The sequence below is a fragment of the Streptomyces albiaxialis genome, assembly GCF_039530985.1.
In the GTDB taxonomy this organism is placed as follows: Bacteria; Actinomycetota; Actinomycetes; order Streptomycetales; family Streptomycetaceae; genus Streptomyces; species Streptomyces albiaxialis.
Genome location: NZ_BAAAPE010000022.1, coordinates 16,769 through 39,806 on the forward strand (window position 1 = coordinate 16,769; position 23,038 = coordinate 39,806).

At 72.0% G+C, this 23,038-nt stretch carries 25 protein-coding genes and 3 tRNA genes; 8 read left to right on the forward strand and 20 right to left on the reverse strand.

Annotated elements, in window-relative coordinates; genetic code table 11:
* The first annotated feature begins 128 nt into the window (after window positions 1–128).
* Complete coding sequence (locus ABD343_RS35025) at window positions 129–977, forward strand: isocitrate lyase/PEP mutase family protein (RefSeq protein ID WP_344534184.1); 849 nt, start codon at window positions 129–131, stop codon at window positions 975–977.
* Window positions 978–993: 16 nt separating this feature from the next.
* Here ABD343_RS35025 and recG read toward each other — a convergent pair whose 3' ends face one another.
* Both recG and ABD343_RS35035 read right to left on the reverse strand, forming a co-directional pair.
* Window positions 994–3,204, reverse strand: a complete 2,211-nt coding sequence (gene recG, locus ABD343_RS35030; protein WP_344534185.1) for an ATP-dependent DNA helicase RecG — start codon at window positions 3,202–3,204, stop codon at window positions 994–996.
* 58 nt (window positions 3,205–3,262) lie between these two features.
* A complete protein-coding gene (locus ABD343_RS35035) occupies window positions 3,263–4,843 on the reverse strand; it encodes a DAK2 domain-containing protein (protein WP_344534186.1) in 1,581 nt (526 codons plus the stop codon).
* Between the two features lie 249 nt (window positions 4,844–5,092).
* Between ABD343_RS35035 and rpmB the strand changes: the two genes are divergently transcribed.
* Complete coding sequence (gene rpmB, locus ABD343_RS35040) at window positions 5,093–5,278, forward strand: 50S ribosomal protein L28 (protein WP_016470082.1); 186 nt, start codon at window positions 5,093–5,095, stop codon at window positions 5,276–5,278.
* A 143-nt stretch (window positions 5,279–5,421) separates the two neighbouring features.
* Here the strand turns inward: rpmB and ABD343_RS35045 are convergent, their stop codons facing one another.
* The 3 genes from ABD343_RS35045 to ABD343_RS35055 form a co-directional block, all read right to left on the reverse strand.
* Entirely contained in the window at window positions 5,422–6,042 is a 621-nt protein-coding gene (locus ABD343_RS35045) for a hypothetical protein (RefSeq protein WP_344534187.1), read from the reverse strand.
* A 78-nt stretch (window positions 6,043–6,120) separates the two neighbouring features.
* Window positions 6,121–6,987: a bifunctional hydroxymethylpyrimidine kinase/phosphomethylpyrimidine kinase gene (gene thiD / locus ABD343_RS35050; protein ID WP_344534188.1), complete on the reverse strand. Its 867-nt coding sequence runs from the start codon at window positions 6,985–6,987 to the stop codon at window positions 6,121–6,123.
* A gap of 28 nt (window positions 6,988–7,015) precedes the next feature.
* Window positions 7,016–8,083 (reverse strand): thiamine-phosphate kinase, encoded by a 1,068-nt coding sequence (locus ABD343_RS35055; RefSeq protein WP_344534189.1) that lies wholly within the window; start codon window positions 8,081–8,083, stop codon window positions 7,016–7,018.
* Between the two features lie 185 nt (window positions 8,084–8,268).
* Here ABD343_RS35055 and ABD343_RS35060 point away from each other — a divergent pair, with 185 nt between their 5' ends.
* Together ABD343_RS35060 and ABD343_RS35065 are read left to right on the forward strand one after the other, a co-directional pair.
* Window positions 8,269–8,502 (forward strand): Lrp/AsnC family transcriptional regulator, encoded by a 234-nt coding sequence (locus ABD343_RS35060; RefSeq protein WP_344534190.1) that lies wholly within the window; start codon window positions 8,269–8,271, stop codon window positions 8,500–8,502.
* Window positions 8,503–8,521: 19 nt separating this feature from the next.
* Window positions 8,522–9,028: a DUF3515 domain-containing protein gene (locus ABD343_RS35065; protein ID WP_425578353.1), complete on the forward strand. Its 507-nt coding sequence runs from the start codon at window positions 8,522–8,524 to the stop codon at window positions 9,026–9,028.
* A gap of 40 nt (window positions 9,029–9,068) precedes the next feature.
* Here the strand turns inward: ABD343_RS35065 and ABD343_RS35070 are convergent, their stop codons facing one another.
* From ABD343_RS35070 to ABD343_RS35080, 3 genes are read right to left on the reverse strand one after another with little or no spacing between them, the layout of a single operon-like run.
* Window positions 9,069–10,205, reverse strand: coding sequence for a D-alanine--D-alanine ligase family protein (locus tag ABD343_RS35070; protein WP_344534191.1), 1,137 nt, complete (start codon window positions 10,203–10,205; stop codon window positions 9,069–9,071).
* A 30-nt stretch (window positions 10,206–10,235) separates the two neighbouring features.
* Window positions 10,236–11,237: an NAD(P)H-dependent glycerol-3-phosphate dehydrogenase gene (locus ABD343_RS35075; RefSeq protein ID WP_344534192.1), complete on the reverse strand. Its 1,002-nt coding sequence runs from the start codon at window positions 11,235–11,237 to the stop codon at window positions 10,236–10,238.
* Window positions 11,234–12,052: a lysophospholipid acyltransferase family protein gene (locus ABD343_RS35080; protein ID WP_344534193.1), complete on the reverse strand. Its 819-nt coding sequence runs from the start codon at window positions 12,050–12,052 to the stop codon at window positions 11,234–11,236. Before ABD343_RS35080 ends, ABD343_RS35075 begins: the two co-directional genes overlap by 4 nt.
* Window positions 12,053–12,195: 143 nt before the next feature.
* Between ABD343_RS35080 and cofC the strand changes: the two genes are divergently transcribed.
* Window positions 12,196–12,924 carry a 2-phospho-L-lactate guanylyltransferase gene (gene cofC, locus ABD343_RS35085; RefSeq protein WP_344534194.1) on the forward strand — a complete coding sequence of 243 codons (729 nt, stop codon included), beginning with the start codon at window positions 12,196–12,198 and terminating at the stop codon, window positions 12,922–12,924.
* 70 nt (window positions 12,925–12,994) lie between these two features.
* Entirely contained in the window at window positions 12,995–13,198 is a 204-nt protein-coding gene (locus ABD343_RS35090) for a hypothetical protein (protein WP_344534195.1), read from the forward strand.
* A gap of 133 nt (window positions 13,199–13,331) precedes the next feature.
* Here the strand turns inward: ABD343_RS35090 and ABD343_RS35095 are convergent, their stop codons facing one another.
* From ABD343_RS35095 to leuC, 4 genes are all read right to left on the reverse strand, one after another.
* Complete coding sequence (locus tag ABD343_RS35095) at window positions 13,332–13,997, reverse strand: HU family DNA-binding protein (RefSeq protein WP_344534196.1); 666 nt, start codon at window positions 13,995–13,997, stop codon at window positions 13,332–13,334.
* A 125-nt stretch (window positions 13,998–14,122) separates the two neighbouring features.
* The gene (locus ABD343_RS35100; RefSeq protein WP_344534197.1) at window positions 14,123–14,377 is read right to left on the reverse strand and encodes an SCO5555 family protein; all 255 of its coding nucleotides are present in this window, start codon (window positions 14,375–14,377) and stop codon (window positions 14,123–14,125) included.
* Between the two features lie 287 nt (window positions 14,378–14,664).
* Entirely contained in the window at window positions 14,665–15,258 is a 594-nt protein-coding gene (leuD, locus tag ABD343_RS35105) for a 3-isopropylmalate dehydratase small subunit (protein WP_344534198.1), read from the reverse strand.
* A 5-nt stretch (window positions 15,259–15,263) separates the two neighbouring features.
* Window positions 15,264–16,697 carry a 3-isopropylmalate dehydratase large subunit gene (gene leuC, locus ABD343_RS35110; RefSeq protein WP_344534199.1) on the reverse strand — a complete coding sequence of 478 codons (1,434 nt, stop codon included), beginning with the start codon at window positions 16,695–16,697 and terminating at the stop codon, window positions 15,264–15,266.
* A 142-nt stretch (window positions 16,698–16,839) separates the two neighbouring features.
* Here leuC and ndgR point away from each other — a divergent pair, with 142 nt between their 5' ends.
* On the forward strand, window positions 16,840–17,556 hold the full coding sequence (gene ndgR / locus ABD343_RS35115) for an IclR family transcriptional regulator NdgR (RefSeq protein WP_344534200.1): 717 nt from the start codon (window positions 16,840–16,842) through the stop codon (window positions 17,554–17,556).
* A gap of 17 nt (window positions 17,557–17,573) precedes the next feature.
* On the opposite strand, the gene ABD343_RS35120 is transcribed toward ndgR, so the two are convergent.
* Complete coding sequence (locus tag ABD343_RS35120) at window positions 17,574–18,062, reverse strand: DUF4188 domain-containing protein (protein WP_344534201.1); 489 nt, start codon at window positions 18,060–18,062, stop codon at window positions 17,574–17,576.
* Between the two features lie 59 nt (window positions 18,063–18,121).
* On the opposite strand from ABD343_RS35120, the gene ABD343_RS35125 reads away from it, so the two are divergent.
* Window positions 18,122–18,772: a MerR family transcriptional regulator gene (locus ABD343_RS35125; RefSeq protein ID WP_344534202.1), complete on the forward strand. Its 651-nt coding sequence runs from the start codon at window positions 18,122–18,124 to the stop codon at window positions 18,770–18,772.
* Window positions 18,773–18,828: 56 nt separating this feature from the next.
* Here the strand turns inward: ABD343_RS35125 and ABD343_RS35130 are convergent.
* The 7 genes from ABD343_RS35130 to ABD343_RS35160 form a co-directional block, all read right to left on the reverse strand.
* Window positions 18,829–18,901 (reverse strand) — tRNA-Glu (locus ABD343_RS35130).
* 34 nt (window positions 18,902–18,935) lie between these two features.
* A tRNA-Glu gene (locus ABD343_RS35135) sits at window positions 18,936–19,008 on the reverse strand.
* Between the two features lie 35 nt (window positions 19,009–19,043).
* Window positions 19,044–19,115, reverse strand: a tRNA-Gln gene (locus ABD343_RS35140).
* 160 nt (window positions 19,116–19,275) lie between these two features.
* On the reverse strand, window positions 19,276–20,805 hold the full coding sequence (gltX, locus tag ABD343_RS35145; protein WP_344534203.1) for a glutamate--tRNA ligase: 1,530 nt from the start codon (window positions 20,803–20,805) through the stop codon (window positions 19,276–19,278).
* On the reverse strand, window positions 20,795–21,580 hold the full coding sequence (locus ABD343_RS35150; RefSeq protein WP_344534204.1) for a fumarylacetoacetate hydrolase family protein: 786 nt from the start codon (window positions 21,578–21,580) through the stop codon (window positions 20,795–20,797). Before ABD343_RS35150 ends, gltX begins: the two co-directional genes overlap by 11 nt.
* Window positions 21,581–21,700: 120 nt before the next feature.
* Window positions 21,701–22,294: a GTP-binding protein gene (locus ABD343_RS35155; RefSeq protein ID WP_344534205.1), complete on the reverse strand. Its 594-nt coding sequence runs from the start codon at window positions 22,292–22,294 to the stop codon at window positions 21,701–21,703.
* Entirely contained in the window at window positions 22,275–22,955 is a 681-nt protein-coding gene (locus ABD343_RS35160; RefSeq protein ID WP_344534206.1) for a DUF742 domain-containing protein, read from the reverse strand. The genes ABD343_RS35155 and ABD343_RS35160 overlap by 20 nt, the downstream gene beginning before the upstream one ends.
* Window positions 22,956–23,038 lie beyond the last annotated feature (83 nt).

Sequence of the window (23,038 nt, forward strand, 5' to 3'; positions counted from 1 at the left end):
GGGTGGGGTCCTCCGGTACGGCTGTGAGCGGCGAGGGTCGGCGTCCGATTTCCGCGAGCGTCCGGCTCTTCCGGGTGCCCATACTCGCGTCCTGTTCTACGGACGTCCGTCCAGGAGATGAGGATCCCATGGCCTCTGTGCTGCCGCTCAACGACCGCTGCCGCGCGCTGCGCGCCCTCCACGAGGACGGGGTGCTCGTGCTGCCGAACGCCTGGGACGCGGCGAGCGCCGTCCTGGTCGCCGCCCTCGGCGCGCGCGCCGTCGCCACGACGAGCGGGGGCCTGGCCTGGTCGCTGGGCCGCGCCGACGGGCAGGCGCTGACCCGCGAGGAGACGGCGGCCGCGGTCGCGCGGATCGCGGCGGTCGTGGACGTGCCGGTGACGGCCGACATCGAGGGCGGCTACGGGCCGGCGCCGGAGGACGTGGCCGCGACGGTCGCCGCCGTGGCCGCCGCGGGCGCGGCCGGGATCAACCTGGAGGACTCGCGCGCGCCGGGCGGCCCGCTCTTCACCCCCGCCGAGCAGGCGGAACGGCTGCGCGCCGCGCGTACGGCCGCCGTGGAGGCCGGGGTTCCGGACCTCGTGGTCAACGCCCGTACGGACGTCGTGCTCTTCGGGATCGGGGAGCCGGAGACCCGCCTGGACGCCGTGCGGGAGCGGGCCTCGGTCTACGCGGAGGCGGGCGCCGACTGCCTGTTCGTGCCGGGTCTGCTGGACCTGGAGGCGCTCTCCGCGCTCGCCGCCGAGGTGCCGCTGCCGGTGAACGCGATGGCGGTGCCGGGCGGCCCGGACGTCGCCGCGCTGCGTGCCGCGGGCGTACGCCGGGTCTCGACGGGGACGGCGCTCGCGCAGGCGGCGTACGGCACGGTACGCCGTGCGACGGCGGAGATCCTGGCCAAGGGGACGTACACCGAGTGCGAAGGGGCCCTCGACTTCGGCGAGTTGAACGCGCGCTTCACCCTGGGTTCCGGCGACTGAGCCCCCTCCCCGGCGCTCAGCCCTTGTCGAGGTACTCCTCGCGCTCCTCGTCCAGCAGGGCGTCCAGCGCGGTGCGCAGCTCGGGGTGGCCGGTCAGCTCGGGGTCGGCGGCGACCAGGGCCGTGGCCTCGTCGCGGGCCTCGGCGATCACGTCCTCGTCCTCGATGACGGCGAGCATCCGCAGCGAGGAGCGCACCCCGGACTGGGCCTGGCCCAGCACGTCGCCCTCGCGGCGCTGCTCCAGGTCGATCCGGGACAGCTCGAACCCGTCGAGCGTCCCGGCGACGGCCTCCAGGCGGGAGCGGGCGGGGCTGGCCTCGGGCATCTCCGTGACCAGCAGGCACAGTCCGGCGGCCGAGCCGCGGCCGACGCGGCCGCGGAGCTGGTGGAGCTGGGAGACGCCGAAGCGGTCGGCGTCCATGATCACCATGCCGGTCGCGTTCGGCACGTTCACCCCGACCTCGATGACCGTCGTCGCCACCAGGACGTCGACCTCGCCCGCGGCGAAGCGGCGCATCACCTCGTCCTTGGCCTCGGGCTGCATCCTGCCGTGCAGCGGCTCGACGCGCAGGCCGGACAGCGGCCCGGCCGTGAGCTGCTCGGCGATGTCCAGGACGGCGAGCGGGGGCCGCTTCTCCTCCTCGTCCTCGGGGGACTTCTTGGCGCGGGCGGGCTCTTCCTCGTCCCCGATCCGGGGACACACCACGTACGCCTGGTGGCCGCCCTCGGCCTCCTCGCGCAGCCGCTCCCATGTGCGGGCCAGGAAGTGCGGCTTGTCCTTGGCGGGGACGACGTGGGTGGAGATCGGGGAGCGCCCGGCGGGGAGCTGGTCGAGGACGGAGGTCTCCAGGTCGCCGAAGACGGTCATGGCGACCGTGCGCGGAATCGGCGTCGCGGTCATCACCAGCAGGTGGGGCGGCTGCTTGCCCTTGGAGCGCAGGGCGTCGCGCTGCTCGACGCCGAAGCGGTGCTGCTCGTCCACGACGACCAGGCCCAGGTCGTGGAACTGGACCTTGTCCTCGATCAGCGCGTGCGTCCCGATGACGATGCCGGCCTCGCCCGTCACCAGGTCGAGCAGCGCCTGGCGGCGGGCCGCGGCGCCCATGGAGCCGGTGAGCAGCACGACCTTGGTGCCCTGCTCGGAGCCGCCCAGCATGCCGCCCTCGGCCAGCTCGCCCATCATCTCGGTGACGGAACGGTGGTGCTGCTGGGCCAGCACCTCGGTGGGGGCCAGCATCGCGGCCTGCCCGCCCGCGTCGACGGTGGCGAGCATGGCCCGCAGGGCGACGAGCGTCTTCCCGCTGCCGACCTCGCCCTGGAGGAGGCGGTGCATGGGGTGTTCGGTGGCGAGGTCGGCGAAGATCTCGCCGCTGACCTGCCGCTGGCCCTCGGTGAGGGTGAACGGCAGCTTCGCGTCGAAGGCGTCCAGCAGGCCGCCCTCGACGGGCCTGCGGGGCGCGGCGGGCAGCGCGGACTCCTTGGCGCGTCGGCGGGCCAGCGCGACCTGGAGGACGAACGCCTCGTCCCACTTGAGGCGCTGGCGGGCGTCGCCGATGTCGGCCTTGGTGCGCGGCTTGTGGACCTTGTCCAGCGCCTCGGGCAGCGTGATCAGCCCCCGCTCGGCGCGGATCGCCTCCGGGAGCGGGTCGATCAGGCCGCGCCAGCCGGTGGCCTCCAGGGTGCTCAGCACCATCTGCACGGCCTGGGCGATCTTCCAGGACTGGAGCTTCGCGCAGGCCGGATAGAGCGGGAGGAGCTGGAAGCGGGCCAGGTCCTCGCTGTCGGTGTCCTCGTCCAGCAGCATGTAGTCGGGGTGGGCGAGCTGGAGCTTGCGGTTGAAGACCCCGACCTTGCCCGCGAACATGCCGCGCCTGCCCGGCAGCAGCTTCTGCTGCGCTCCCCAGACGGCCTTGCCGAAGAAGACGAGCTGGAGCCTGCCGCTGCCGTCGGTGAGGGTGACCTCCAGGCGCTGGCCCCTGCCGTGGTTGAACTTGTGCACGCGGGCGTCGGCGACCTGCGCGACGACCGTGACGTGCTCCTCCAGCGGGAGGTCGGACAGGCGGGTCAGCTCGCCCCGCTCGGTGTACTTCCGCGGGTAGTGGTGCAACAGGTCGCCGACCGTGTGCAGGCCGAGCTGGTCGGCCATGACCTTCGCTGTGGTGCCACCGAGGAGCGTCTTCAGCGGCTCCTGGAGGGGTTCGGGGTGGGATGCGGCATGAGCGGACACGGACCCATCCTGCCGGACGGGTACGACAACGGAGGTCCGACGGCGGCTCTCCGGCGCGCTATTCGACGCCGACGAGCAGCGGGGAGGCCTGCTGCCGCCCCTCGTAGACGACGGTGTCGACGGCGAGGTGGGCGCGGCGCACGTACTCCTCCAGCAGCCCCGCGAGCCCCTCGGGCGCCTGTTCGCCGAGGACGAGGGTGACCATCTCGCCGCCTCCGGCGAGCATCCGCGCGAGGACGTCCATGGCGATCTGGCCGATGTCGGCGCCGATCACCGCGACGTCGCCGTCGACGAGGCCGAGCACGTCACCGGCCTGGCAGATGCCGGCCATGGTCCAGGACTGCCGCTCGGCGAGCGTCACCTCGCCGTAGCGGGTGGCACCGGCGGCGGACGTCATGGTGACCACGTCCTCGTCGAAGCGGTGCTCCGGCGCGTGCACGGCGAGCGCGGCGAGGCCCTGGACGGCGGCGCGGGTGGGGATGACGGCGGCGCGTACGCCCTCCGCGCGCGCCTCCTCGGCGGCGCGGGCCGCGGCGGGGTGGAACTCGGTGCCGTTGGGCAGCACCACGACCTCGTCCGCGCCCGTCGCGCGGACGGCGGCGAGCAGCGCGTCGCCGCGCGCGGCGTCGGCGGAGGGCACGACGGTGGCGCCCGCCTCCGCGCAGAGCCCGGCGAGCCCGGCGCCGGGCACGACGGCGACGACGGCGCGGGAGGACCGCTCCGGCTCCGCGGCGGGCGGGGTTCCGGGGGTGCCCTCGTGCCCGGCGGCGAGGTGCGTGACGCGGATGCGGTACGGGCGTCCCGCGGCGATCCCGGCCTCGACGGCGGCGCCCGCGTCGGGCGTGTGCACATGGACGCTCCACAGGTCCTCGCCGCCGCCGATGACGAGCGAGTCGCCGAGGGCGTCGAGGGCGGCACGGAGGCCGTGGAGGGCGCCGGGTCCCGTGGTCTCCAGGAGATACATCACCTCGTAGAGGGCGGAGGCGGCGGAGGCCCCGGTCTCCGGAGCGGCGCACGGAGCGCTCCGCGGCGGCTCCGGGTGCGCGGAGGCCTCCGCGGGAGGGTTGCCCAGCGCGGTGGAGAGCGCCGACAGCAGGGTGACCAGGCCCGCGGCGCCCGCGTCGACGACGCCCGCCTCGCCGAGGACGGCGAGCTGGCCGGGGGTGGCCTCCAGCGCGGAGCGTGCCGCCTCGTACGCCGCGGCGGCCTGGCCGCGGGGGGTGCCGTCCCCGGCCGCGGCCCCGTCGGCCGCCGCGGCGGCGACCGTCAGCATCGTGCCCTCGACCGGGTGCGCGACGGCCTCGTAGGCGCTGTCCGCCGCGCGCCGCAGCGCGTCGGCGAGGGACTCGGCACCGGAGGCGCCGAGTCCGCGCAGGTACTGGGCGAGAATGGTCCCGGAGTTGCCGCGCGCGTCCAGCAGCGCGGCGCGGGCCATGGCGCGCAGCATGTCCTCGCCGGTCCCGTCCGCGTCCACCGCGCGGGCCGCCGCCTCGAAGGTGAGGGTGAGATTGGTCCCGGTGTCGCCGTCGGCGACGGGGAAGACGTTGATCGCGTCGATCTCCGCGCAGGCCTCGCCGAGCGCCTCGCGGCCGAGGGCGCACCAGCTCCGTACCGCTGCGGGATCGAGCGCGTACGGCATGGGGCTGGCCTCCTCGGGTGACGGTGCCCGCAGGCTAGTGCGGGGGCGGGCGCGGGCCCAGGTCGGGGGCGGGTGCCGGGGTCCGGGTTTCCCTGTTCGAAGGGCGCCGTTGTATGCTGCTCCGGTTGCCTGATCTGGTTGGTCCTCTGGACGTTTCCCGTTCCGGCACTCTCCCTGGCACAGCCGGTCATTCTGATCCTGCGTCGCCGGGATTCACCGTACGTGTATCTGAAGTCTTTGGAGTGACCCGTGGCTGCGAACTGCGACGTCTGCGGCAAGGGGCCGGAGTTCGGCAACAACATCTCCCACTCGCACCGCCGCACCCGCCGTCGCTGGAACCCGAACATCCAGCGCGTGCGTGCCGTGGTCGGCGGGACGCCGAAGCGCCTCAACGCCTGCACCTCGTGCATCAAGGCCGGCAAGGTCTCGCGCTGACGTCCTGGACGTCGCCGCGCGGCCATCTCGCCGGTCGCTGAACGAACACTACTGAGGACCGGTCCGCTTTCGCGGACCGGTCCTCAGTGCTGTGTACGGCGGTCGGCTGTCGGCTCCGTCACTCCGTCATCGGGGGCGCGCCGTCATCGGGCCGGGGCGGCGGCCAGGTCCTTCAGCGCGCGTTGCGCGTCGAAGTCGGAGAGCTGCCCGTACACCTTGTCGGGGGTGTTCCCGTCCGCGCCGCGCCCGACCGCCGATCCCTTGGGGCAGTCCGAGATCCACTGTGTCTTCTTCCCGACGGTCTTCACGACGCGGCCGGTGCGCAGCTCGTAGACGGTGTAAGTGAAGCCCTGGGTGTACTTCGGGATGGTGATCTTGTTGCCCAGGTCTCCCATCTCGGCGTAGTCGCAGGTGCCCGCCTTCTTCGTCCCCCGCTTCCCCTCGGCGCAGGCCAGCAGCTCGACGGCGGAGACCGGAGTGGTCTTCGACACCTCCGGCAGTCCGCGGAACTCCACGTCCTCCACGAGCGCGGTCACCGGGGCCACCGCACGTCCGGTCCGGTACCCGGTCTGGAACACGGCGGTGCGGTGCGGGCCGTCCCCGGTGTACTCGGCCGCCTTCGGGTGGCCTTTCCCGATGTCGGAGCAGAGGGTGCCGAGCTGGGCCGCGGTCCTGATCCTCTTGCCGACCGGCTCCGGTGAGGCGTCGCCCCCCTTCCCTGAGCCGCCCGAATCCGAGCAGGCGGCCAGTGTGCCGAGAAGCACACCGACGGCCAGGGCACCCGTCCTTCTCCGTCGTGACGCCCGCAAGAGCCCTCCAGCCCCTCTCTCCCTCGTCCCCGTCTAGCCCTCTTCGCCGCGTACGGCCCCGTGAGCGTAACCAAGACGCCATCCGTGGTCGACGGGGCCGAGGCCTGCCCCGAGCGGGAAGCCCGCCGCTATGGCGCCCGTGGTGTACTCCTTCGCGGCCCGCGCCGCCTCCGGCACGGACTGCCCCTTCGCGAGCTGCGCGGCCAGCGCGCTGGCGAGGGTGCAGCCGGTGCCGTGGGTGTGCCGGTTGTCGTGCCGGGGGGCGCGCAGCCAGTGCTCCTGGTGGCCGTCGGTGAGCAGGTCCGCCGACTCGTCGGGGGCGCCGCGCAGATGGCCGCCCTTGATCAGCGCCCAGCGCGGCCCGTATCCGAGGACGGCCGCCGCCGCGTCCCGCATCCCGTCCTCGTCCTCCACGTGTACGCCCGTGAGCTGGGCCACCTCGTCCAGATTGGGGGTGACGACGGTCGCCGTCGGCAGCAGCTCGGTGCGGACGGAGTCGAGCGCGTCGGAGGCGAGCAGGGAGTCGCCGTGCTTGGAGACGCCGACGGGGTCGACGACGACGGGCGCGGCCGTATCGGCGAGGAGTTCCGCGACGGTCCCGACGAGCGCGGCCGAGGCGAGCATGCCGGTCTTGACGGCCTGGACGCCGATGTCGTCGACGACGCTGCGGTACTGGGCGCGGACGGCCTCGACGGGCAGCTCCCAGTAGCCCTGCACGCCGAGGGAGTTCTGCGCGGTGACCGCCGCGACGACGCTCATGCCGTGGGTGCCGAGCGCGAGCATCGTCTTCAGGTCGGCCTGGATGCCCGCTCCCCCGCCCGAGTCGGAACCGGCGACGGTGAGGACGAGGGGCGGGGCGGGGCGCGGCGGGGCCTGCGGGGTCTCCGGCGGTGTCTCCATGGCCACGACGGTACTCAGGCGGCGCCGGTCAGCCGTCCGACGGGTCCCCGAAGTGGTCCCAGCCGCCGGCCTTGTCCCAGGGGGCGCCGTCGACGGTGACCTGCGGGAGCGCGGAGGGCGCGGAGACCGCGAGAACACTGCCGATGACGCGCCAGCGCGCGGGCAGCTTCTGGTCGGCGGGGAAGGTGGCGACGATCGCGTGGTCCTCTCCCCCGGTGAGCACCCACTGGAGCGGGTCGACGCCGACGGCGGTGCCGATGTCCGACATCTGCGCGGGGATGTCGAGCGCGGCGGAGCGGATGTCGATACGCACTTTGCTGGACTCGGCGATGTGCCCGAGGTCGGCGACGAGTCCGTCGCTGACGTCGGTCATCGAGGTGGCGCCGAGCCCGGCGGCGGCGGGGCCCGCGTGGTAGGGCGGTTCGGGGCGGCGGTGGGCCTCGACGAAGGCGCGGGGCGAGCGGAACCCCCGGGAGAGGACGGCGTGTCCGGCGGCCGACCAGCCGAGCCAGCCGGTGACGGCGACGACGTCGCCGGGGCGTGCGCCGGCGCGGGTCACGGGCTCCCGGTTGCGCAGGTCGCCGAGCGCGGAGATGGAGACGGTGATGGTGTCGCCGCGCGCGACGTCGCCGCCGACGACGGCCGCGGCGGCGACCTGGGCCTCGTCGCGGATGCCGTCCATCAGCTCCGTGGGCCAGTTGGCGGGGAGTTCGGCGGGGACGACGAGGCCGAGGAGGAGCGCGGTCGGCACGGCGCCCATGGCGGCGACGTCGGCGAGGTTCTGCGCTGCGGCCTTGCGCCCCACGTCGTACGCTGTAGACCAGTCGCGGCGGAAATGACGTCCTTCGACAAGAATGTCCGTGCTGGCGACGACCCGGCGGTCGGGAGCCGCGACGACGGCCGCGTCGTCACCGGGGCCGATCCGTACGGCGGGGGTGGAGGTCAGCCGGGAGGTCAGCTCCCGGATGAGGCCGAACTCCCCCAACTCCCCCACGGTGCCGGGAGTTCGTCCCCCGGCGTAGCCGTAGGAGGGCTCCGCGCCGGAGGGTCCGGAGGCCGAGGACCCTGGCGCGGTGCCGCCGGTCAGATCGCGCATTGCTGTGCCCCTTTGCTTATCTCTGGTTCGGTCACTTCGCTCGTCATCCGTGTGGCCCGCCGCTCAAGACGCCGTCAACGCGCCGTGACCGGCGGTGGTGCGGGGCTCCCGGCGGGTGAGGGGACGCGGTACGGTGGCGTCTCTTTCTCGCCCCGCATGATCCTCGTAGCCCCCCTGGAGGTTCCGTGGTACAGGCGTACATCTTGATCCAGACAGAGGTCGGCAAGGCATCGACGGTCGCCGACGTGGTTTCGAAGATCCCCGGTGTGATCCAGGCCGAGGACGTCACAGGTCCGTACGACGTGATCGTGCGCGCCCAGGCGGACACGGTCGACGACCTGGGCCGCATGGTGGTCGCCAGGGTCCAGCAGGTGGACGGCATCACCCGCACCCTGACCTGCCCCATAGTCCACCTCTAGGCACCCGTATGCTCGCCCGGTGAGCGTTTCGCACCGCCGGGCCCCTGCTCCCCGCGCCGCCGCCGTCCTGGCGATGACGCTGCCGTTGATCGTTTCGGCCTGCTCGTTCAGCGACGACAGCGCGGGCCCGGCGGTTCCCAGCCCCTCGGGGGAGGCGGCCAGGGCGTGCCGGGCGCTCCATGACGAGCTGCCTGAGCGCGTGGACGGACAGGAGCGCGAGACCCTCGATCCGGAGTCCCCGTACACGGCCGTGTGGGGGGACCCCGCGATCGAGCTGCGGTGCGGGGTCGCCCGGCCGAAGAAGCTCACGCCCGGCAGTGAAGAGTACAACCCCACCTCCGACGCGGCGGAGGTGAACGGGGTTTCCTGGCTGATCGAGGAGCGGGACGGGGGCTACCGCTTCACGACCACGGACCGCGCCGCGTACGTCGAGTTGACGGTCCCGGACGACTACGCCCCCGAGGTCGGCGCGCTGACGGACCTCGCGCGGGGCGTGAAGAAGGCCGTGCCCCGGAAGTCCCGCTAGCCCGCCGGACGGCTGCCGCCGGGCACTGCCCGCCGGAGGGCTAGCGCAGGCCCGTGCTGCGGCGCAGGGCGGCCTGGACGAGGCGGTCGACCAGCTCGGGATAGCCGACGCCGGTCTCCTCCCACATCCGCGGGTACATCGAGATGGGCGTGAAGCCCGGCATCGTGTTGACCTCGTTGATGACGAACTGGCCGTCCTCGCACAGGAAGAAGTCGGCGCGCGCCAGGCCCTCGCAGGAGAGCGCCTCGAAGGCCGCCACGGCCAGCTCCCGGACGCGGGCCGTCTCCTCCTCGCCGAGCGGCGCGGGGACGATGCCGGAGGCCGAGTCGATGTACTTGGCCTCGAAGTCGTAGAAGTCGTGCGCGCTGACCGGCGGGATCTCGGCGGGGAGGCTCGCGCGCGGCCCGTCCTCGAACTCCAGCACCCCGCACTCGATCTCCCGGCCGCGCAGCAGCGCCTCCACGATGATCTTCGGGTCGTGGCGCCGGGCCTCCTCGATCGCCTCGTCCAGCGCGTCGGGCCCGTTCACCTTGGTGATGCCGAACGAGGAGCCTGCGCGGGCGGGCTTCACGAAGACGGGCCAGCCGTGCTCCTCGGCGAAGTCCACGATCTTCCGGCGGGCCGCGCCGGAATCGGCCGTCCACTCCCGCGGCCGCACCGTCACGTACGGGCCCACCGGCAGCCCGAAGGAGGTGAAGGTCCGCTTCATGTACTCCTTGTCCATGCCGACCGCCGAGGCCAGCACCCCCGAGCCCACGTACGGCACACCGGCCAGGTCGAGCAGCCCCTGGAGCGTGCCGTCCTCGCCGTAGGGCCCGTGCAGCACGGGGAAGACCACGTCGACCTCGCCCAGCGCCTTGGGCACCGCGCCGGGTTCGGTGTGGACGACCTCGCGGCTGTCGGGGCCGAGCGGGAGGACGACGGCGCCGGTGTCGGACTCGGCCAGCTCGTCGGCGCTGGGGAGCTTCCGCTCCTCGATCGCCATCCGGGCGGGGTCGTCGACGGCCAGCGCCCAGCGGCCCTCGGAGGTGATGCCGATCGGCAGCACCTCGTACGTGTCGCGGTCGAGGGCGCTGAGCACGGCCCCGGCCGTGACGACGGAGATCGCGTGCTCGGAGCTGCGTCCGCCGAAGACGACGGCGACGCGGGGCTTGCGGGAGGGGCTGTGGCTGCTCATATCGCTGGGACTTTACCCGGAGGGCGCCCTTCAGGCGCGTTCGGGCTTGGCGCTGCGCGACATCAGTTCCTTGAGCGCGACGAGCGGGGGCTTGCCGTCGTGGACGATGCCGACGACGGTCTCGGTGAGGGGCATCTCGACGCCGTGCCGCCGCGCGAGGTCGAGCACCGACTCGCAGGACTTGACGCCCTCGGCGGTCTGCTTGGTGACCGCGATCGTCTCCTGGAGCGTCATGCCGCGGCCCAGGTTGTGCCCGAACCGGTTGTTCCGGGAGAGCGGCGAGGAGCAGGTCGCGACGAGGTCACCCATCCCGGCCAGCCCGGCGAACGTGTGCGCGTCGGCGCCCATCGCCAGTCCCAGCCGGGTCGTCTCGGCGAGCCCCCGGGTGATGAGCGAGGCCTTCGCGTTGTCGCCGAGGCCCATGCCGTCCGCGATGCCGACGGCGAGCGCGATGACGTTCTTGACGGCGCCGCCCAGCTCGCAGCCGACGACGTCGGTGTTGGTGTAGGGCCGGAAGTACGGGGTGTGGCAGGCGCTCTGGAGGCGCCGCGCGGTGTCCTCGTCCGTACAGGCGACGACGGCCGCGGCGGGCTGCCGCTGGGCGATCTCGCGGGCCAGGTTCGGCCCGGTCAGCACGGCCACCCGGTCGGCGGGGACCTGGGCGACCTCCTCGACGACCTCGCTCATCCGCTTCGCGGTGCCGAGTTCGACGCCCTTCATCAGGGAGACCAGCACGGTGCCGGGGTGCAGCAGGGGCGTCCAGGACTCCAGGTTGCCGCGCAGGGTCTGGGAGGGGACGGACAGCACGGTGAACTCGGCGCCGTCGGCCGCCTCGGCCGGGTCGGTGGTCGCGTGGACTGCCGCGGGCAGCTCGGTGTCGGGGTGGTAGTCGGGGTTGCGGCGGCGGTTGTTGACCGCGTCGACGACCTCGGCGCGGCGTCCCCACAGGGAGACCTCGCAGCCCGCGTCGGCGAGGACCATCGCGAAGGCCGTGCCCCAGGAGCCGGTGCCGAATACGGCGGCTTTCGTCACGCGTTCTTCTCTTCCTTGTGCTGGTCCCCGGGGTGCAGGCCCGCGGGCTTCCCCTCGCGCGCGGCGCGCTTCTCGGCGCGCTTGCTCTCCGCGCGCTTGCGCGCGGCCTTCCGGGGGTCGTACCGCTCCGCCGGCGCCTCCTCCCCGCGGATCCCGGCGAGCTGGGCGGTGACGGCGTCCATCATGACGTCGGTGACCTCGCGCAGCACCTCGGCGGTCGGCTCCCTGTCGTAGTACGCCGACAGGTCGATGGGCGGCCCGGCCTGCACGGTGAGCGTCTTGCGGGGGAAGAAGCTGAGCTGCTTGAACTTCGCGTACGGCGGGACCGCGAGGTTGGCGCCCCACTGGGCGACGGGGATGACGGGGGCCCTCGTCAGCAGCGCGACGCGGGCCGCGCCCGACTTGCCGCCCGCCATGGGCCACATCGCGGGGTCGCGGGTGATGGTGCCCTCGGGGTAGAAGGCGACGCACTCGCCCTTCTCGATCGCCTCGACGGCGGCGCGGAAGGCGCCCACGGCGTCGGCGGACTCGCGGTAGACGGGGATCTGGCCCGTCCCGCGCATCACGGTGCCCACGATGCCGCCCTTGAACAGCGCGTTCTTCGCCAGGAAGCGCGGTACGCGTCCGGTGTTGAACTGGTAGTGCGCGTAGGAGAGCGGGTCGAGATGGGAGTTGTGATTGACGACGGTGATAAAGCCGCGCTCTGCGGGAATGTGTTCCATTCCCCGCCAGTCCCGCTTGAAGAGCACCACGAGCGGCGGTTTCAGCAATACCGCGGCAAGGCGGTACCAGAAGCCGACTTTATGGCGGGACACTCGGACACCATCTCCTTTTGGGGCGTATGGACAACCGCACAAGTGTCGCCGCAGGGCGCCGCTCTGTCGAGGACACTGTCCGCCCCCACTGTCGTGCACACCGTAACCCCACCGCCGTCCGGGTGGCCCGCGCGCAGGCGAGAATGGGGCCGATGCAGTCACAAGTGACGTCAGCGGCGTGGACCGTCGTGGTGCCGCTGAAGCCTCTGGCACGGGCCAAGAGCAGGCTCGCCGCGTCGGTCGGGGACGCGGCGCTCCCGGGTCTCGCTCTGGCGTTCGCGCAGGACACGGTCGGCGCCGTCCTGGCGTGTCCCGCCGTGCGCGGTGTGGTCGTTGTCACGGACGATCCCCTGGCCGCGGCGGCGCTCTCGGCCCTCGGCGCGCGCACGGTCCCCGACACCCCGGCCGCCGGACTCAACGCGGCGCTGGCCCACGGCGAGGCCGCGGCGCGCGCCGCCGATCCGGGAACGGCCGTCGCCGCGCTCAACGCGGACCTTCCCGCGCTCCGTCCGCACGAATTGCACGGCGTTCTCGAATGGGCGTCCCGATTCCCCCGCGCCTTTCTCCCCGATGCCGCCGAAATCGGCACGACACTCTTGTCCGCCATGCCGGGCACTCCGCTCGTTCCGGCATTCGGCGGCCTGTCGCGCGCCCGCCACCGCGCCTCGGGCGCCGTGGAGATCGGGCTTTCCGGAGTGGACAGCGTGCGCCAGGACGTCGATACGGGCGAGGATCTGGAGGCCGCGAGGAAACTCGGCCTGGGCCGCCGCACCGCCGCCCTGCTGGCGGCCCCGTGCGGTTCCGGCCGTTCCGGCCGTCCGGGAGGGCCCGGCGGCCCCGGCGGGGGCCGTGCCGAGGCGGGACGGGGCTGAACGCGCCGTCGAGCGCCCCTTGAGCGCGCGGGGGCACGCGTCCCCGGCGCGCGCGGGTAGGCTGCGGCGCATGCAGGCCACGGCGTACACGTATGACCCCGAGTCCCGGTCCGGGAGCGTGCTGCTCGACGACGGGAGTCCGCTGGACTTCGGGAGCGCGGCCTTCGAGGCGGGCGGGCTGCGGCTGCTGCGGCCCGGTCAGCGGGTGCGGATCGAGGTGGAGGGCGAGGGCGGGGCCCGCCGGATCACGCTGGTGACCCTCCAGACCTTCTGAGCCGCCCGGACCTTCTGAGCCGCCTCTCCCCTGGACGGCCCCACGAACGGCCGCGGGCCGGGCTCCCCCGAGGGAGCCCGGCCCGGCGCCGTTCCTGGCCGCTGGTGCGCGAGGTGTGACCGCCTCCCGCGGCTCAGCGCCTGCGGGAAGTGGTCTTCTTGGCGGTGGTCTTGCGGGCCGCCGTCTTGCGCGCCGGCGCCTTCTTCGCGGTGCTCTTCTTGGCCGGTGCCTTCTTGGCGGTGGCCTTCTTGGCGCCCGTGGCCTTCTTCGCGGCCGCGGTCTTCTTGGCCGGGGTGGCCTTCTTCGCCGCGGTCGTCTTCTTCGCCGCCGTGGTCTTCTTCGCGGCGGTGGTCTTCTTCGCCGCCGTGGTCTTCTTGGCCGCGGTCTTCTTCGCGGCGGTGGTCTTCTTGGCCGTCGCCTTCTTCGCCGACGCCTTCTTGGTGGCGGCCTTCTTGGTGGCGGTGCCACCGGACAGGCTGCCCTTCGGGGCCTTCTTGACCGCGACGTCGTTCTTCGGGAGCTTCTTGGCCCCGCTCACGAGGTCCTTGAAGCCCGCACCGGCGCGGAAGCGCGGCACGGAGGTCTTCTTGACCCGGACCCGCTCCCCGGTCTGGGGGTTACGGGCGTACCGGGCCGGACGGTCGACCTTCTCGAACGAGCCGAAGCCGGTGACCGAAACCCGCTCGCCCGCGACTACCGCGCGGACGATCGCGTCCAGAACGACGTCGACCGCGTCCGCGGCCTGCTGACGTCCACCGAGCTGGTCTTGGATTGCTTCAACGAGCTGCGCCTTGTTCACGTCTTCCCCTTCGGAGACATTGCCGGAACGAATGTGTTCAAGCTTTTTCGCACGTTAGGCAGATATATACCGCAAATCAAACACGAAACGGGCGAATCACCCTTGTGCCGCAACGAACTCGACCTTCATCGAGTTCCGTCGGCGTGCACTTCTCCCCTGCCCAGCGGGAATCGCCCCTCGTGGATGTCGTCCATCAGACGCTCCAGACGCCGTGCCGCAGCGGCGAGATCGTGCTTCGAAGCCGCCGTGATGACCAGCAGCTTCCGGGTCAGCGCCACCCGTGCGCCCTCGGGGACTTGCGGTGAGCGCACAACGGCGTGCGCCTCTTTCAAGAGGGCGGCGAGTCGGTCGTAGAGCTCCAGTTGACCGTCGCGTTCCATGCGGTGATTGTGCCATCTGGGGTGAGTTGTCGCTTCCAGCGGGGGGAGTACCGGGCCTGGTGCCGTCAACTCGGCCTGTGGGGAGCCCAGTTGACGTGCCGCGGCGCGTCCCGTACGGCCGGTTCGCGAGCGGCACCGTTCCCTAGTACGAAAGGAACTGGCTCTCAAGACTAATTCACGTCAACATGACGCGCTCCCTCTGTCCCGCGGAGCGCACCACCCGGCTCCCCCGAACAGCACTGCGCCCCCGCCGGACGGCGGGGGCGCGGTGGGTGTCTGAGGTGGGCTCAGGCGGTGAGCGTGCGCGGCTTGAAGGCGGCGCGCGAGGCCTCGAAGTCCGCGATCGCGTCCTCGTTCTTCAGGGTGAGGCTGATGTCGTCCAGCCCCTCCAGCAGCCGCCAGCGGGCGTTCTCGTCCAGCTCGAAGTCCGCCTCGACGCCCGGCGCCAGCACCTTGCGCCGAACGAGGTCCACGGTCACCTCGGCGGCCGGGTCGGCCTCCGCCAGCTTCCACAGCTCGTCCACGGTCTCCTGCGGGAGGACGACCGTGAGCAGGCCGTTCTTCAGCGAGTTGCCCCGGAAGATGTCGGCGAAGCGCGAGGAGATCACGGCCTTGAAGCCGTAGTTCTGCAGGGCCCAGACGGCGTGCTCGCGGGAGGAGCCGGTGCCGAAGTCGGGGCCCGCGACCAGCACGGTGGCCCCCTCGTACGCGCTCTGGTTGAGCACGAAGTCCGGGTCCTTGCGCCAGGCCTCGAAGAGCCCGTCCTCGAAGCCGTCGCGGGTGACCTTCTTGAGCCAGTGCGCGGGGATGATCTGGTCCGTGTCCACGTTGCTGCGGCGCAGCGGGACGGCACGGCCCGTGTGTGTGGTGAAGGCTTCCATCGTGCTCAGACTCCCGCGGTCTCTCGTACGTCGGACAGGTCGGCCGGCGAGGCCAGGTGCCCCAGGACCGCCGTGGCGGCGGCGACCTGCGGGGAGACCAGGTGGGTGCGTCCGCCCTTGCCCTGCCTGCCCTCGAAGTTGCGGTTGGAGGTCGAGGCGGCCCGCTCGCCCGGCTGGAGCTGGTCGGGGTTCATGCCCAGGCACATCGAGCAGCCCGCGTGCCGCCACTCGGCGCCCGCCGCGGTGAACACCTTGTCCAGCCCCTCCTCGACGGCCTGCAGCGCCACCCGGACGGAGCCGGGGACGACCAGCATCCGGACGTCGTCGGCCACCCTGCGGCCCTCCAGCACGGAGGCCGCCGAACGCAGGTCTTCGATACGGCCGTTGGTGCACGAGCCCACGAAGACCGTGTCGACCGTCACCTCGCGCAGCGGCTGACCGGCGTTCAGGCCCATGTACTCCAGGGCCTTCTCGGCGGCGTACCGCGCGCTGGCGTCCTCGAACGAGGCCGGGTCCGGCACCGAGGCGGACAGCGGCGCGCCCTGTCCCGGGTTGGTCCCCCAGGTCACGAACGGGGCCAGCTCGGAGCCCTCGATGACGACCTCGTGGTCGAAGGCGGCGTCGTCGTCGGTGCGCAGCGTCCTCCAGTACGCGACGGCCGCGTCCCAATCCTCGCCGTTCTCGCCCTTCGGGGCGTGCTCGCGGCCCTGGACGTACGCGAAGGTCGTCTCGTCGGGCGCGATCATCCCGGCGCGGGCCCCGGCCTCGATGGACATGTTGCAGATGGTCATCCGGGCCTCCATCGAGAGCTTCTCGATGGCCTCGCCGCGGTACTCGATGACGTACCCCTGGCCGCCACCGGTGCCGATCTTGGCGATGATCGCGAGGATCAGGTCCTTGGCGGTGACGCCCTCGGGCAGCTCGCCGTTCACCGTGACCGCCATGGTCCGGAACGGGGCCATGGGCAGGGTCTGGGTCGCCAGCACGTGCTCGACCTGGGAGGTGCCGATGCCGAAGGCGAGCGCGCCGAACGCGCCGTGCGTGGAGGTGTGGCTGTCGCCGCAGACCACGGTCATGCCGGGCTGGGTCAGCCCGAGCTGCGGCCCGACCACGTGCACCACGCCCTGCTCGACGTCGCCCAGCGGGTGCAGCCGTACGCCGAAGTCCGCGCAGTTCTTGCGCAGGGTCTCCAACTGGGTGCGCGAGACCGGGTCGGCGATGGGCTTGTCGATGTCGAGGGTGGGGGTGTTGTGGTCCTCGGTCGCGATGGTGAGATCGGTGCGCCGCACACCCCGCCCGGCCTTGCGGAGGCCGTCGAACGCCTGCGGGCTCGTCACCTCGTGCAGGAGGTGCAGATCGATGAAGAGAAGGTCCGGCTCGCCTTCCGCGCGCCTGACGACATGGTCGTCCCAGACTTTCTCCGCGAGTGTGCGTCCCATCGCTTTCCCTTCGGCCGGCGTCGGTGCCGACCACATGTCGAGAGCATCCCGCCGCGGTGAGGCGGCGGCCGTCTGTACAGGTTGGCGGGTCGCGGAGAAAATTGAACTTGCGTTTCACACTTTGAGACGCAAGTATCGACGCATGGACAACTCTAGTGGCGTCGGCGTTCTCGACAAGGCTGCTCTGGTACTGAGCGCTCTGGAGTCCGGTCCGGCCACCCTCGCCGGGCTGGTCGGAGCGACCGGTCTCGCGCGCCCCACGGCGCACCGGCTCGCGGTGGCCCTCGAGCACCACCGCATGGTGGCCCGCGACATGCAGGGCCGTTTCATACTCGGCCCGCGGCTGGGCGAGCTGGCCGCGGCGGCGGGCGAGGACCGGCTGCTGGCCTCCGCGGGCCCCGTGCTCACCCACCTGCGGGACGTGACCGGCGAGAGCGCGCAGCTCTACCGGCGGCAGGGCGACATGCGGATCTGCGTGGCCGCCGCCGAGCGGCTCTCCGGCCTGCGGGACACCGTGCCCGTCGGCTCGACCCTGCCCATGAAGGCGGGCTCGGCCGCGCAGATCCTCATGGCCTGGGAGGAGCCGGAGCGGCTGCACCGCGGCCTCCAGGGCGCCCGCTTCACGGCGACGGCGCTCTCGGGCGTACGGCGCAGGGGCTGGGCCCAGTCGATCGGCGAGCGCGAGCCGGGCGTGGCCTCGGTCTCGGCCCCGGTCCGCGGCCCCTCGAACCGGGTGGTGGCGGCCGTCTCGGTCTCCGGCCCGATCGAGCGGCTGACCCGCCACCCGGGACGGATGCACGCGCAGGCCATCGTGGACGCCGCCGCCCGCCTGAGCGAGGCCCTGCGGCGGCCCAACTGAGGGGCGCCCGGGCGTCCCTACGTGCCGCCCGCGAGGCGTTCCCGGGCGCTGTTCCCCCGTGCGCCGACCGGGACCGGGCCGTACGCCTCCCCCAGGCCGTACGGGGGCATGTCGACGTAGACGGACTCGAAGCCGCCCCTGGGCACCCGGTACGTCTCGTGCCAAATCCCGACACTCCCCCGGCTCTTGCGGACCTGGCGGTTGAACGCCGCCCAGGCGGGGCGGTGTTCACGGTCCGGCGCGGAAGCGTAGGCCATGAGCTCCTCGACCGAGCGCCAGTACTGCACCACCGCCGTGTCCCGCGGCCCGCTCAGCGTGACGCGCGCCCCGAGTAATCCGTCGGACCGGTCGGCCTCCAGCTCGCGCAGCATGCGGGGCATGGCCAGCATCGCGGGGAGCCAACTGCGCACCGCCCGGAACTTGTTGATCCTCATCCCGATGAGGAAGACGACAACCTCGTCCACGTCCTTCACATTCGCCGTCATGCGGCCTTCGATGAGATCCATGGTTGGATAGTGCCACTATCCAATAGGAAAATCCAGAGGACTCCGGACCGGGAGGCGGAATGCGGCTCTCCGAGCTGAGCGCACGCAGCGGCGTGCCCACGGCGACGATCAAGTTCTATCTGCGCGAGAAACTGCTCCCGCCCGGTGAGCGCGTCAGCGCGACCCAGGCCGCCTACGGTCAGGAGCACCTGCGCCGGCTGCGCCTCGTACGGGCGCTGATCCAGGTCGGGAGGATGCCGGTGGCCACGGCCCGCGAGGTGCTGGCGGCCGTCGACGACGAGGGCATGGACCAGCACACCCGGCTCGGCGTCGCCACCTGGGCCCTGCCGGGCCCGGCGCCGCTGCGGGGCGGGGAGCGGGACGAGGAGTCCCACGAGGCCGCCCGGCGGGACGTCGCCGCCCTGCTGGACCGGCTGGGCTGGCACGAGTGCGAGCCCGGCACCACCCCCGCGTACGACACCCTCGTGGAGGCCGTGGCCGCGCTCGTACGGCTCGGCTACCCCTGCGACATCCCGCACCTGGCCCGCTACGCGCACGCGGCGGCGGAGGCGGCGGAAACGGACCTGGACCTGCTGGAGAGCCAGGAGAACGCCACGGAGCAGGTCGAGGCGGGCGTCGCCCTCACGGTCCTGTACGAGCCCGTCCTGCTGAGCCTGCGGCGGCTGGCCCAGGCCGAGGAGTCGGCCCGCCGCTTCGGGAGCGGGAGCTGACAGAGCTGACACACGAAGAAGCCCCGCACCTGCTGGTGCGGGGCTTCCCCATCGAGTACCCCCGACCGGATTCGAACCGGCGCTACCGCCTTGAGAGGGCGGCGTGCTAGGCCGCTACACAACGGGGGCCTCTGCATGATCCGGGTCCGGAGACCAGGATCCGTACCCCCGACCGGATTCGAACCGGCGCTACCGCCTTGAGAGGGCGGCGTGCTAGGCCGCTACACAACGGGGGCCTCGATCTTGCAGAACGTGAAGAACACAGATCGCGCTGGGCTACCAGGACTCGAACCTAGACTAACTGAACCAGAATCAGTCGTGCTGCCAATTACACCATAGCCCACCAGAACTCAACCCCAGTTGGGATCTTGTTCGGTTTACCGCCGGTCGGTCCGGGCTTTTCGGCCCGTCCCCTCGCGGCGACAGGAAGAACATTACCCGATGGGAGACGGTGCTCCAAAACGGGTTCTGCCCGGGAGCGGGGCTCCCGGGCAGGTCCGTGATCATGCGGTGAGCCTGGCCAGCGCCGCGTCGATACGGGAGAGCGTGCGGTCCTTGCCCAGGACCTGGAGCGACTCGAAGAGCGGCAGACCGACCGTGCGGCCCGTCACGGCGACCCGGACCGGGGCCTGGGCCTTGCCGAGCTTCAGCCCGTGCTCCTCGCCCGCCGCCAGGACCGCGTCCTTGAGGGCCTCGGGGGACGACCAGTCGGCCGCCTCCAGCTTGGCGCGGGCCGTGCGCAGCAGCGCGTCGGAGCCCTCCTTCATCGCCTTCTGCCAGGACTTCTCGTCCTCGGCCGGCTCGTCGAGGAAGAGGAAGTCGACGTTGTCGGTGATGTCCGAGAGGACCGTCAGCCGTGTCTGCGCCAGCGGGGCCAGCTCCTCGAAGGCCGCCTGGTCGAAGTTCTCCTCCGGCCACGGGGCGTACGGAGCCTTCAGCCAGGGGGCGCAGCGGGCGATGAAGTCCTTCAGCGGCAGCTCGCGCAGATGCGTGGCGTTGATGGCCTCGCACTTCTTCAGGTCGAAGCGCGCCGGGTTGCCGTTGACGTCGTGGATGTCGAAGGCGGCGACCATCTCGTCCATGGAGAAGATGTCGCGGTCCTCGGAGAGCGACCAGCCCAGCAGCGAGAGGTAGTTGAGCAGGCCCTCGCGCAGGAAGCCCTGCTCCCTGTACATGTTCAGCGAGGACTGCGGGTCGCGCTTGGAGAGCTTCTTGTTGCCCTCCCCCATCACGTACGGCAGGTGGCCGAAGGCCGGGATCTCCTTGGCCAGGCCGAGGTCGATCAGCGCCTTGTAGAGCGCGATCTGGCGCGGGGTGGAGGAGAGCAGGTCCTCGCCGCGCAGCACGTGCGTGATCTCCATCAGCGCGTCGTCGACCGGGTTGACCAGCGTGTAGAGCGGGGCGCCGTTGGCACGCAGGATGCCGTAGTCGGAGACGTTCTCCGGCTGGAAGGTGATCTCGCCGCGCACCAGGTCCTCGAACGTGATCGCCTCGTCCGGCATCCGGAAGCGCACGACGTGGCTGCGGCCCTCCGCCTCGTACGCGGCGATCTGCTCGGCGGTGAGGGAGCGGCACGTGCCGTCGTACCCCGAGGGGCGGCCCTCCTCGCGTGCGCGCTCGCGGCGCTCCTCCAGCTCCTGCGCGGTGCAGTAGCAGGGGTAGGCGTACCCGCCCTCCTGGAGCTTCCGGGCGACGTCCGCGTAGACCTCCATCCGCTCGGACTGCCGGTACGGGGCGTGCGGGCCGCCCACCTGGGGGCCCTCGTCCCAGTCGAGGCCGAGCCAGCTCATCGCGTCGAGGAGCTGCTCGTAGGACTCCTCGGAGTCGCGGGCCGCGTCGGTGTCCTCGATGCGGAAGACCAGGGTGCCGCCGGTGTGCCGCGCGTACGCCCAGTTGAAGAGCGCGGTGCGGACCATGCCCACGTGGGGGTTGCCGGTCGGGGAGGGACAGAAACGTACGCGTACAGGGCTTGCCGCGTCGGTCCTTCCGGCCGGGGGTACGGGGGTTGTCCCCCGGGAGGACTCAGTAGTCACGCTTGATCACCTTGTTGGTGAGAGTGCCGATGCCTTCGATGGTGACGGCGACCTCGTCGCCGACGTTCAGGGGGCCGACGCCCGCGGGGGTGCCGGTGAGGATGACGTCGCCCGGGAGCAGCGTCATGGCCTCGGTGATGTGGACGATGACGTCCTCGATGGAGCGGACCATCTCGGCGGTGCGGCCGAGCTGCCGCTGCTCGCCGTTGACCGTGCACATGATGCCGAGGTCGGAGGGGTCCAGCTCGGTCTCGGTCCAGGGGCCGAGGGGGCAGGAGGAGTCGAAGCCCTTGGCCCGCGCCCACTGCTTCTCCGTGCGCTGGACGTCACGCGCGGTGATGTCGTTCGCGCAGGTGTAGCCGAGGATGACGTCCTTCACGCGCTCGCGGGGCACGTCCTTGCACAGCCGGCCGATGACGACGGCCAGCTCCGCCTCGTAGTGCACCTCGGAGGAGAAGGAGGGGTAGACGACCGGGTCGCCGGGGCCGATGACCGAGGTGGACGGCTTGAAGAACGTCACCGGGGTCTCGGGGACCTCGTTGCCCAGCTCCTTGGCGTGCTCGGCGTAGTTCCTGCCGATGGCGACGACCTTGTTCGGGAGCACGGGCGGAAGCAGGCGCACCTGGCTGAGGGGCAGCTTCTGGCCCGAGCGTTCGAAGTCGGCGAAGGGGTGGCCCTTGATGATGTCGAGGACGGGCCCGCCCTCCGTACCGGCGTCGCCTTCCACTACGCCGAATCCGACGTTGCCGTCCAGGGAGAATCTGGCGATGCGCACGGGGTGTTTCCTTCGGTGGCGTGGCTTGAGGGGTCGGTGCTCCAGCCTATGCCACGCGCCAAGGCCCGCCCCGCCCGTGCCGGAGCAGGGGGTGGGGACGGGTCCGGATCCCGGTGCGGGTCAGCGCAGCCGGGCCATCAGGGCATGCTCGACCAGGGTGATCAGCGCGCTCTTGGCGTCGGCTCTGTGCCGGGCGTCGGTGGTGATGATGGGCGCGTCCGGGCCGATCTGCAGGGCCTCGCGGACCTCCTCCGGGGAGTACGGCTGGTGCCCGTCGAAGCCGTTGAGCGCGATGACGAAGGGCAGGCCGCTGTTCTCGAAGTAGTCCACCGCCGGGAAGCAGTCCGCGAGACGGCGGGTGTCCACGAGGACCACCGCGCCGATCGCGCCGCGCACCAGGTCGTCCCACATGAACCAGAAGCGGTCCTGGCCCGGCGTGCCGAACAGGTACAGGATCAGGTCCTGGTCCAGGGTGATACGGCCGAAGTCCATGGCCACCGTGGTGGTGGTCTTGTCCGCGGTGTGCGTCAGGTCGTCGATGCCCGCGGACGCCGAGGTCATCACGGCCTCGGTGCGCAGCGGATTGATCTCCGAGACCGCGCCCACGAACGTGGTCTTGCCCACGCCGAAGCCGCCGGCCACCACGATCTTCGCGGACGTGGTGGATCGGGCCGAACCTCCAACGGTCCCGCCGCTAGAGCTTGCGAAGTCCACTGAGCACCCTTTCGAGCAGTGTCACGTCTGGCTGGCCGTCCGCGCTCTGTTCGCCGCCACCGGGCTGGTGGATGGCGACGAGACCGGCTTCGGCCAGGTCGGCGACGAGGATCCGGGCGACGCCGAGCGGAATGGTCAGGAGTGCGGAGATCTCGGCTACCGACTTGATCTCGTAGCACAGGCGGCAGATCCGCTGGTGCTCGGGCAGTTGGCCCTGGAGCTGCGCGGGATCGGCCGAGGTGTGCACCAGTGCCTCGATCGCGAGCTGGTAGCGGGGACGGGTCCGGCCACCCGTCATGGCATAGGGCCTGACCAGCGGCTGCTGCGCCGGCTGCGGCGACCGCTGCTGGTCGCCCGGCCGGTGCCCGCCGCCGCCCGCGCCCCGCTGCGGAGGCTGCACGGGCTGGATGCGCGGGGCCTGCTGCCGGCGCTGGTCCTGGTGCTGATTCTGGTGCTGGTGCTGGTGGTGCTGATTCTGGTTCTGGTGGTGCTGAGGCTGGTACTGCGGCGGCTGAGGCTGCTGCGGCGTCCGGGACTGCTGCGACTGCGCGTACTCGCTGGGCGTGGAGGGGAAGTTGAAGCGATTGAGGAGCGGGGCGTCTCCGCCGGAACCCTCATGACCGCTTCCGTACGACGACGGACCTCCTGGGGGCGTTGCCACGTTTCCTCCTCGCACTACGGACGTTCGGGCCGTTGCGTCTTCCTTCGGGACTGTCCCTGCTGCTTCAACGCTCCTGCTCGGCA

Coding starts and splice junctions, on each gene's coding strand:
- ABD343_RS35035 (WP_344534186.1), bottom strand. CDS start 4,843: ATGCCGTACGCGCTCGATCCCGCAGCGGTACGGAGCTGGTGCGCCCTC.
- cofC (WP_344534194.1), top strand. CDS start 12,196: ATGGGGCCGATGCAGTCACAAGTGACGTCAGCGGCGTGGACCGTCGTG.
- ABD343_RS35090 (WP_344534195.1), top strand. CDS start 12,995: ATGCAGGCCACGGCGTACACGTATGACCCCGAGTCCCGGTCCGGGAGC.
- ABD343_RS35125 (WP_344534202.1), top strand. CDS start 18,122: ATGCGGCTCTCCGAGCTGAGCGCACGCAGCGGCGTGCCCACGGCGACG.
- leuC (WP_344534199.1), bottom strand. CDS start 16,697: ATGGGACGCACACTCGCGGAGAAAGTCTGGGACGACCATGTCGTCAGG.
- ABD343_RS35025 (WP_344534184.1), top strand. CDS start 129: ATGGCCTCTGTGCTGCCGCTCAACGACCGCTGCCGCGCGCTGCGCGCC.
- ABD343_RS35100 (WP_344534197.1), bottom strand. CDS start 14,377: ATGGAACGCGACGGTCAACTGGAGCTCTACGACCGACTCGCCGCCCTC.
- ABD343_RS35070 (WP_344534191.1), bottom strand. CDS start 10,205: ATGAGCAGCCACAGCCCCTCCCGCAAGCCCCGCGTCGCCGTCGTCTTC.
- ABD343_RS35120 (WP_344534201.1), bottom strand. CDS start 18,062: ATGGATCTCATCGAAGGCCGCATGACGGCGAATGTGAAGGACGTGGAC.
- leuD (WP_344534198.1), bottom strand. CDS start 15,258: ATGGAAGCCTTCACCACACACACGGGCCGTGCCGTCCCGCTGCGCCGC.
- thiD (WP_344534188.1), bottom strand. CDS start 6,987: ATGGAGACACCGCCGGAGACCCCGCAGGCCCCGCCGCGCCCCGCCCCG.
- ABD343_RS35055 (WP_344534189.1), bottom strand. CDS start 8,083: ATGCGCGATCTGACCGGCGGCACCGCGCCAGGGTCCTCGGCCTCCGGA.
- ndgR (WP_344534200.1), top strand. CDS start 16,840: ATGGACAACTCTAGTGGCGTCGGCGTTCTCGACAAGGCTGCTCTGGTA.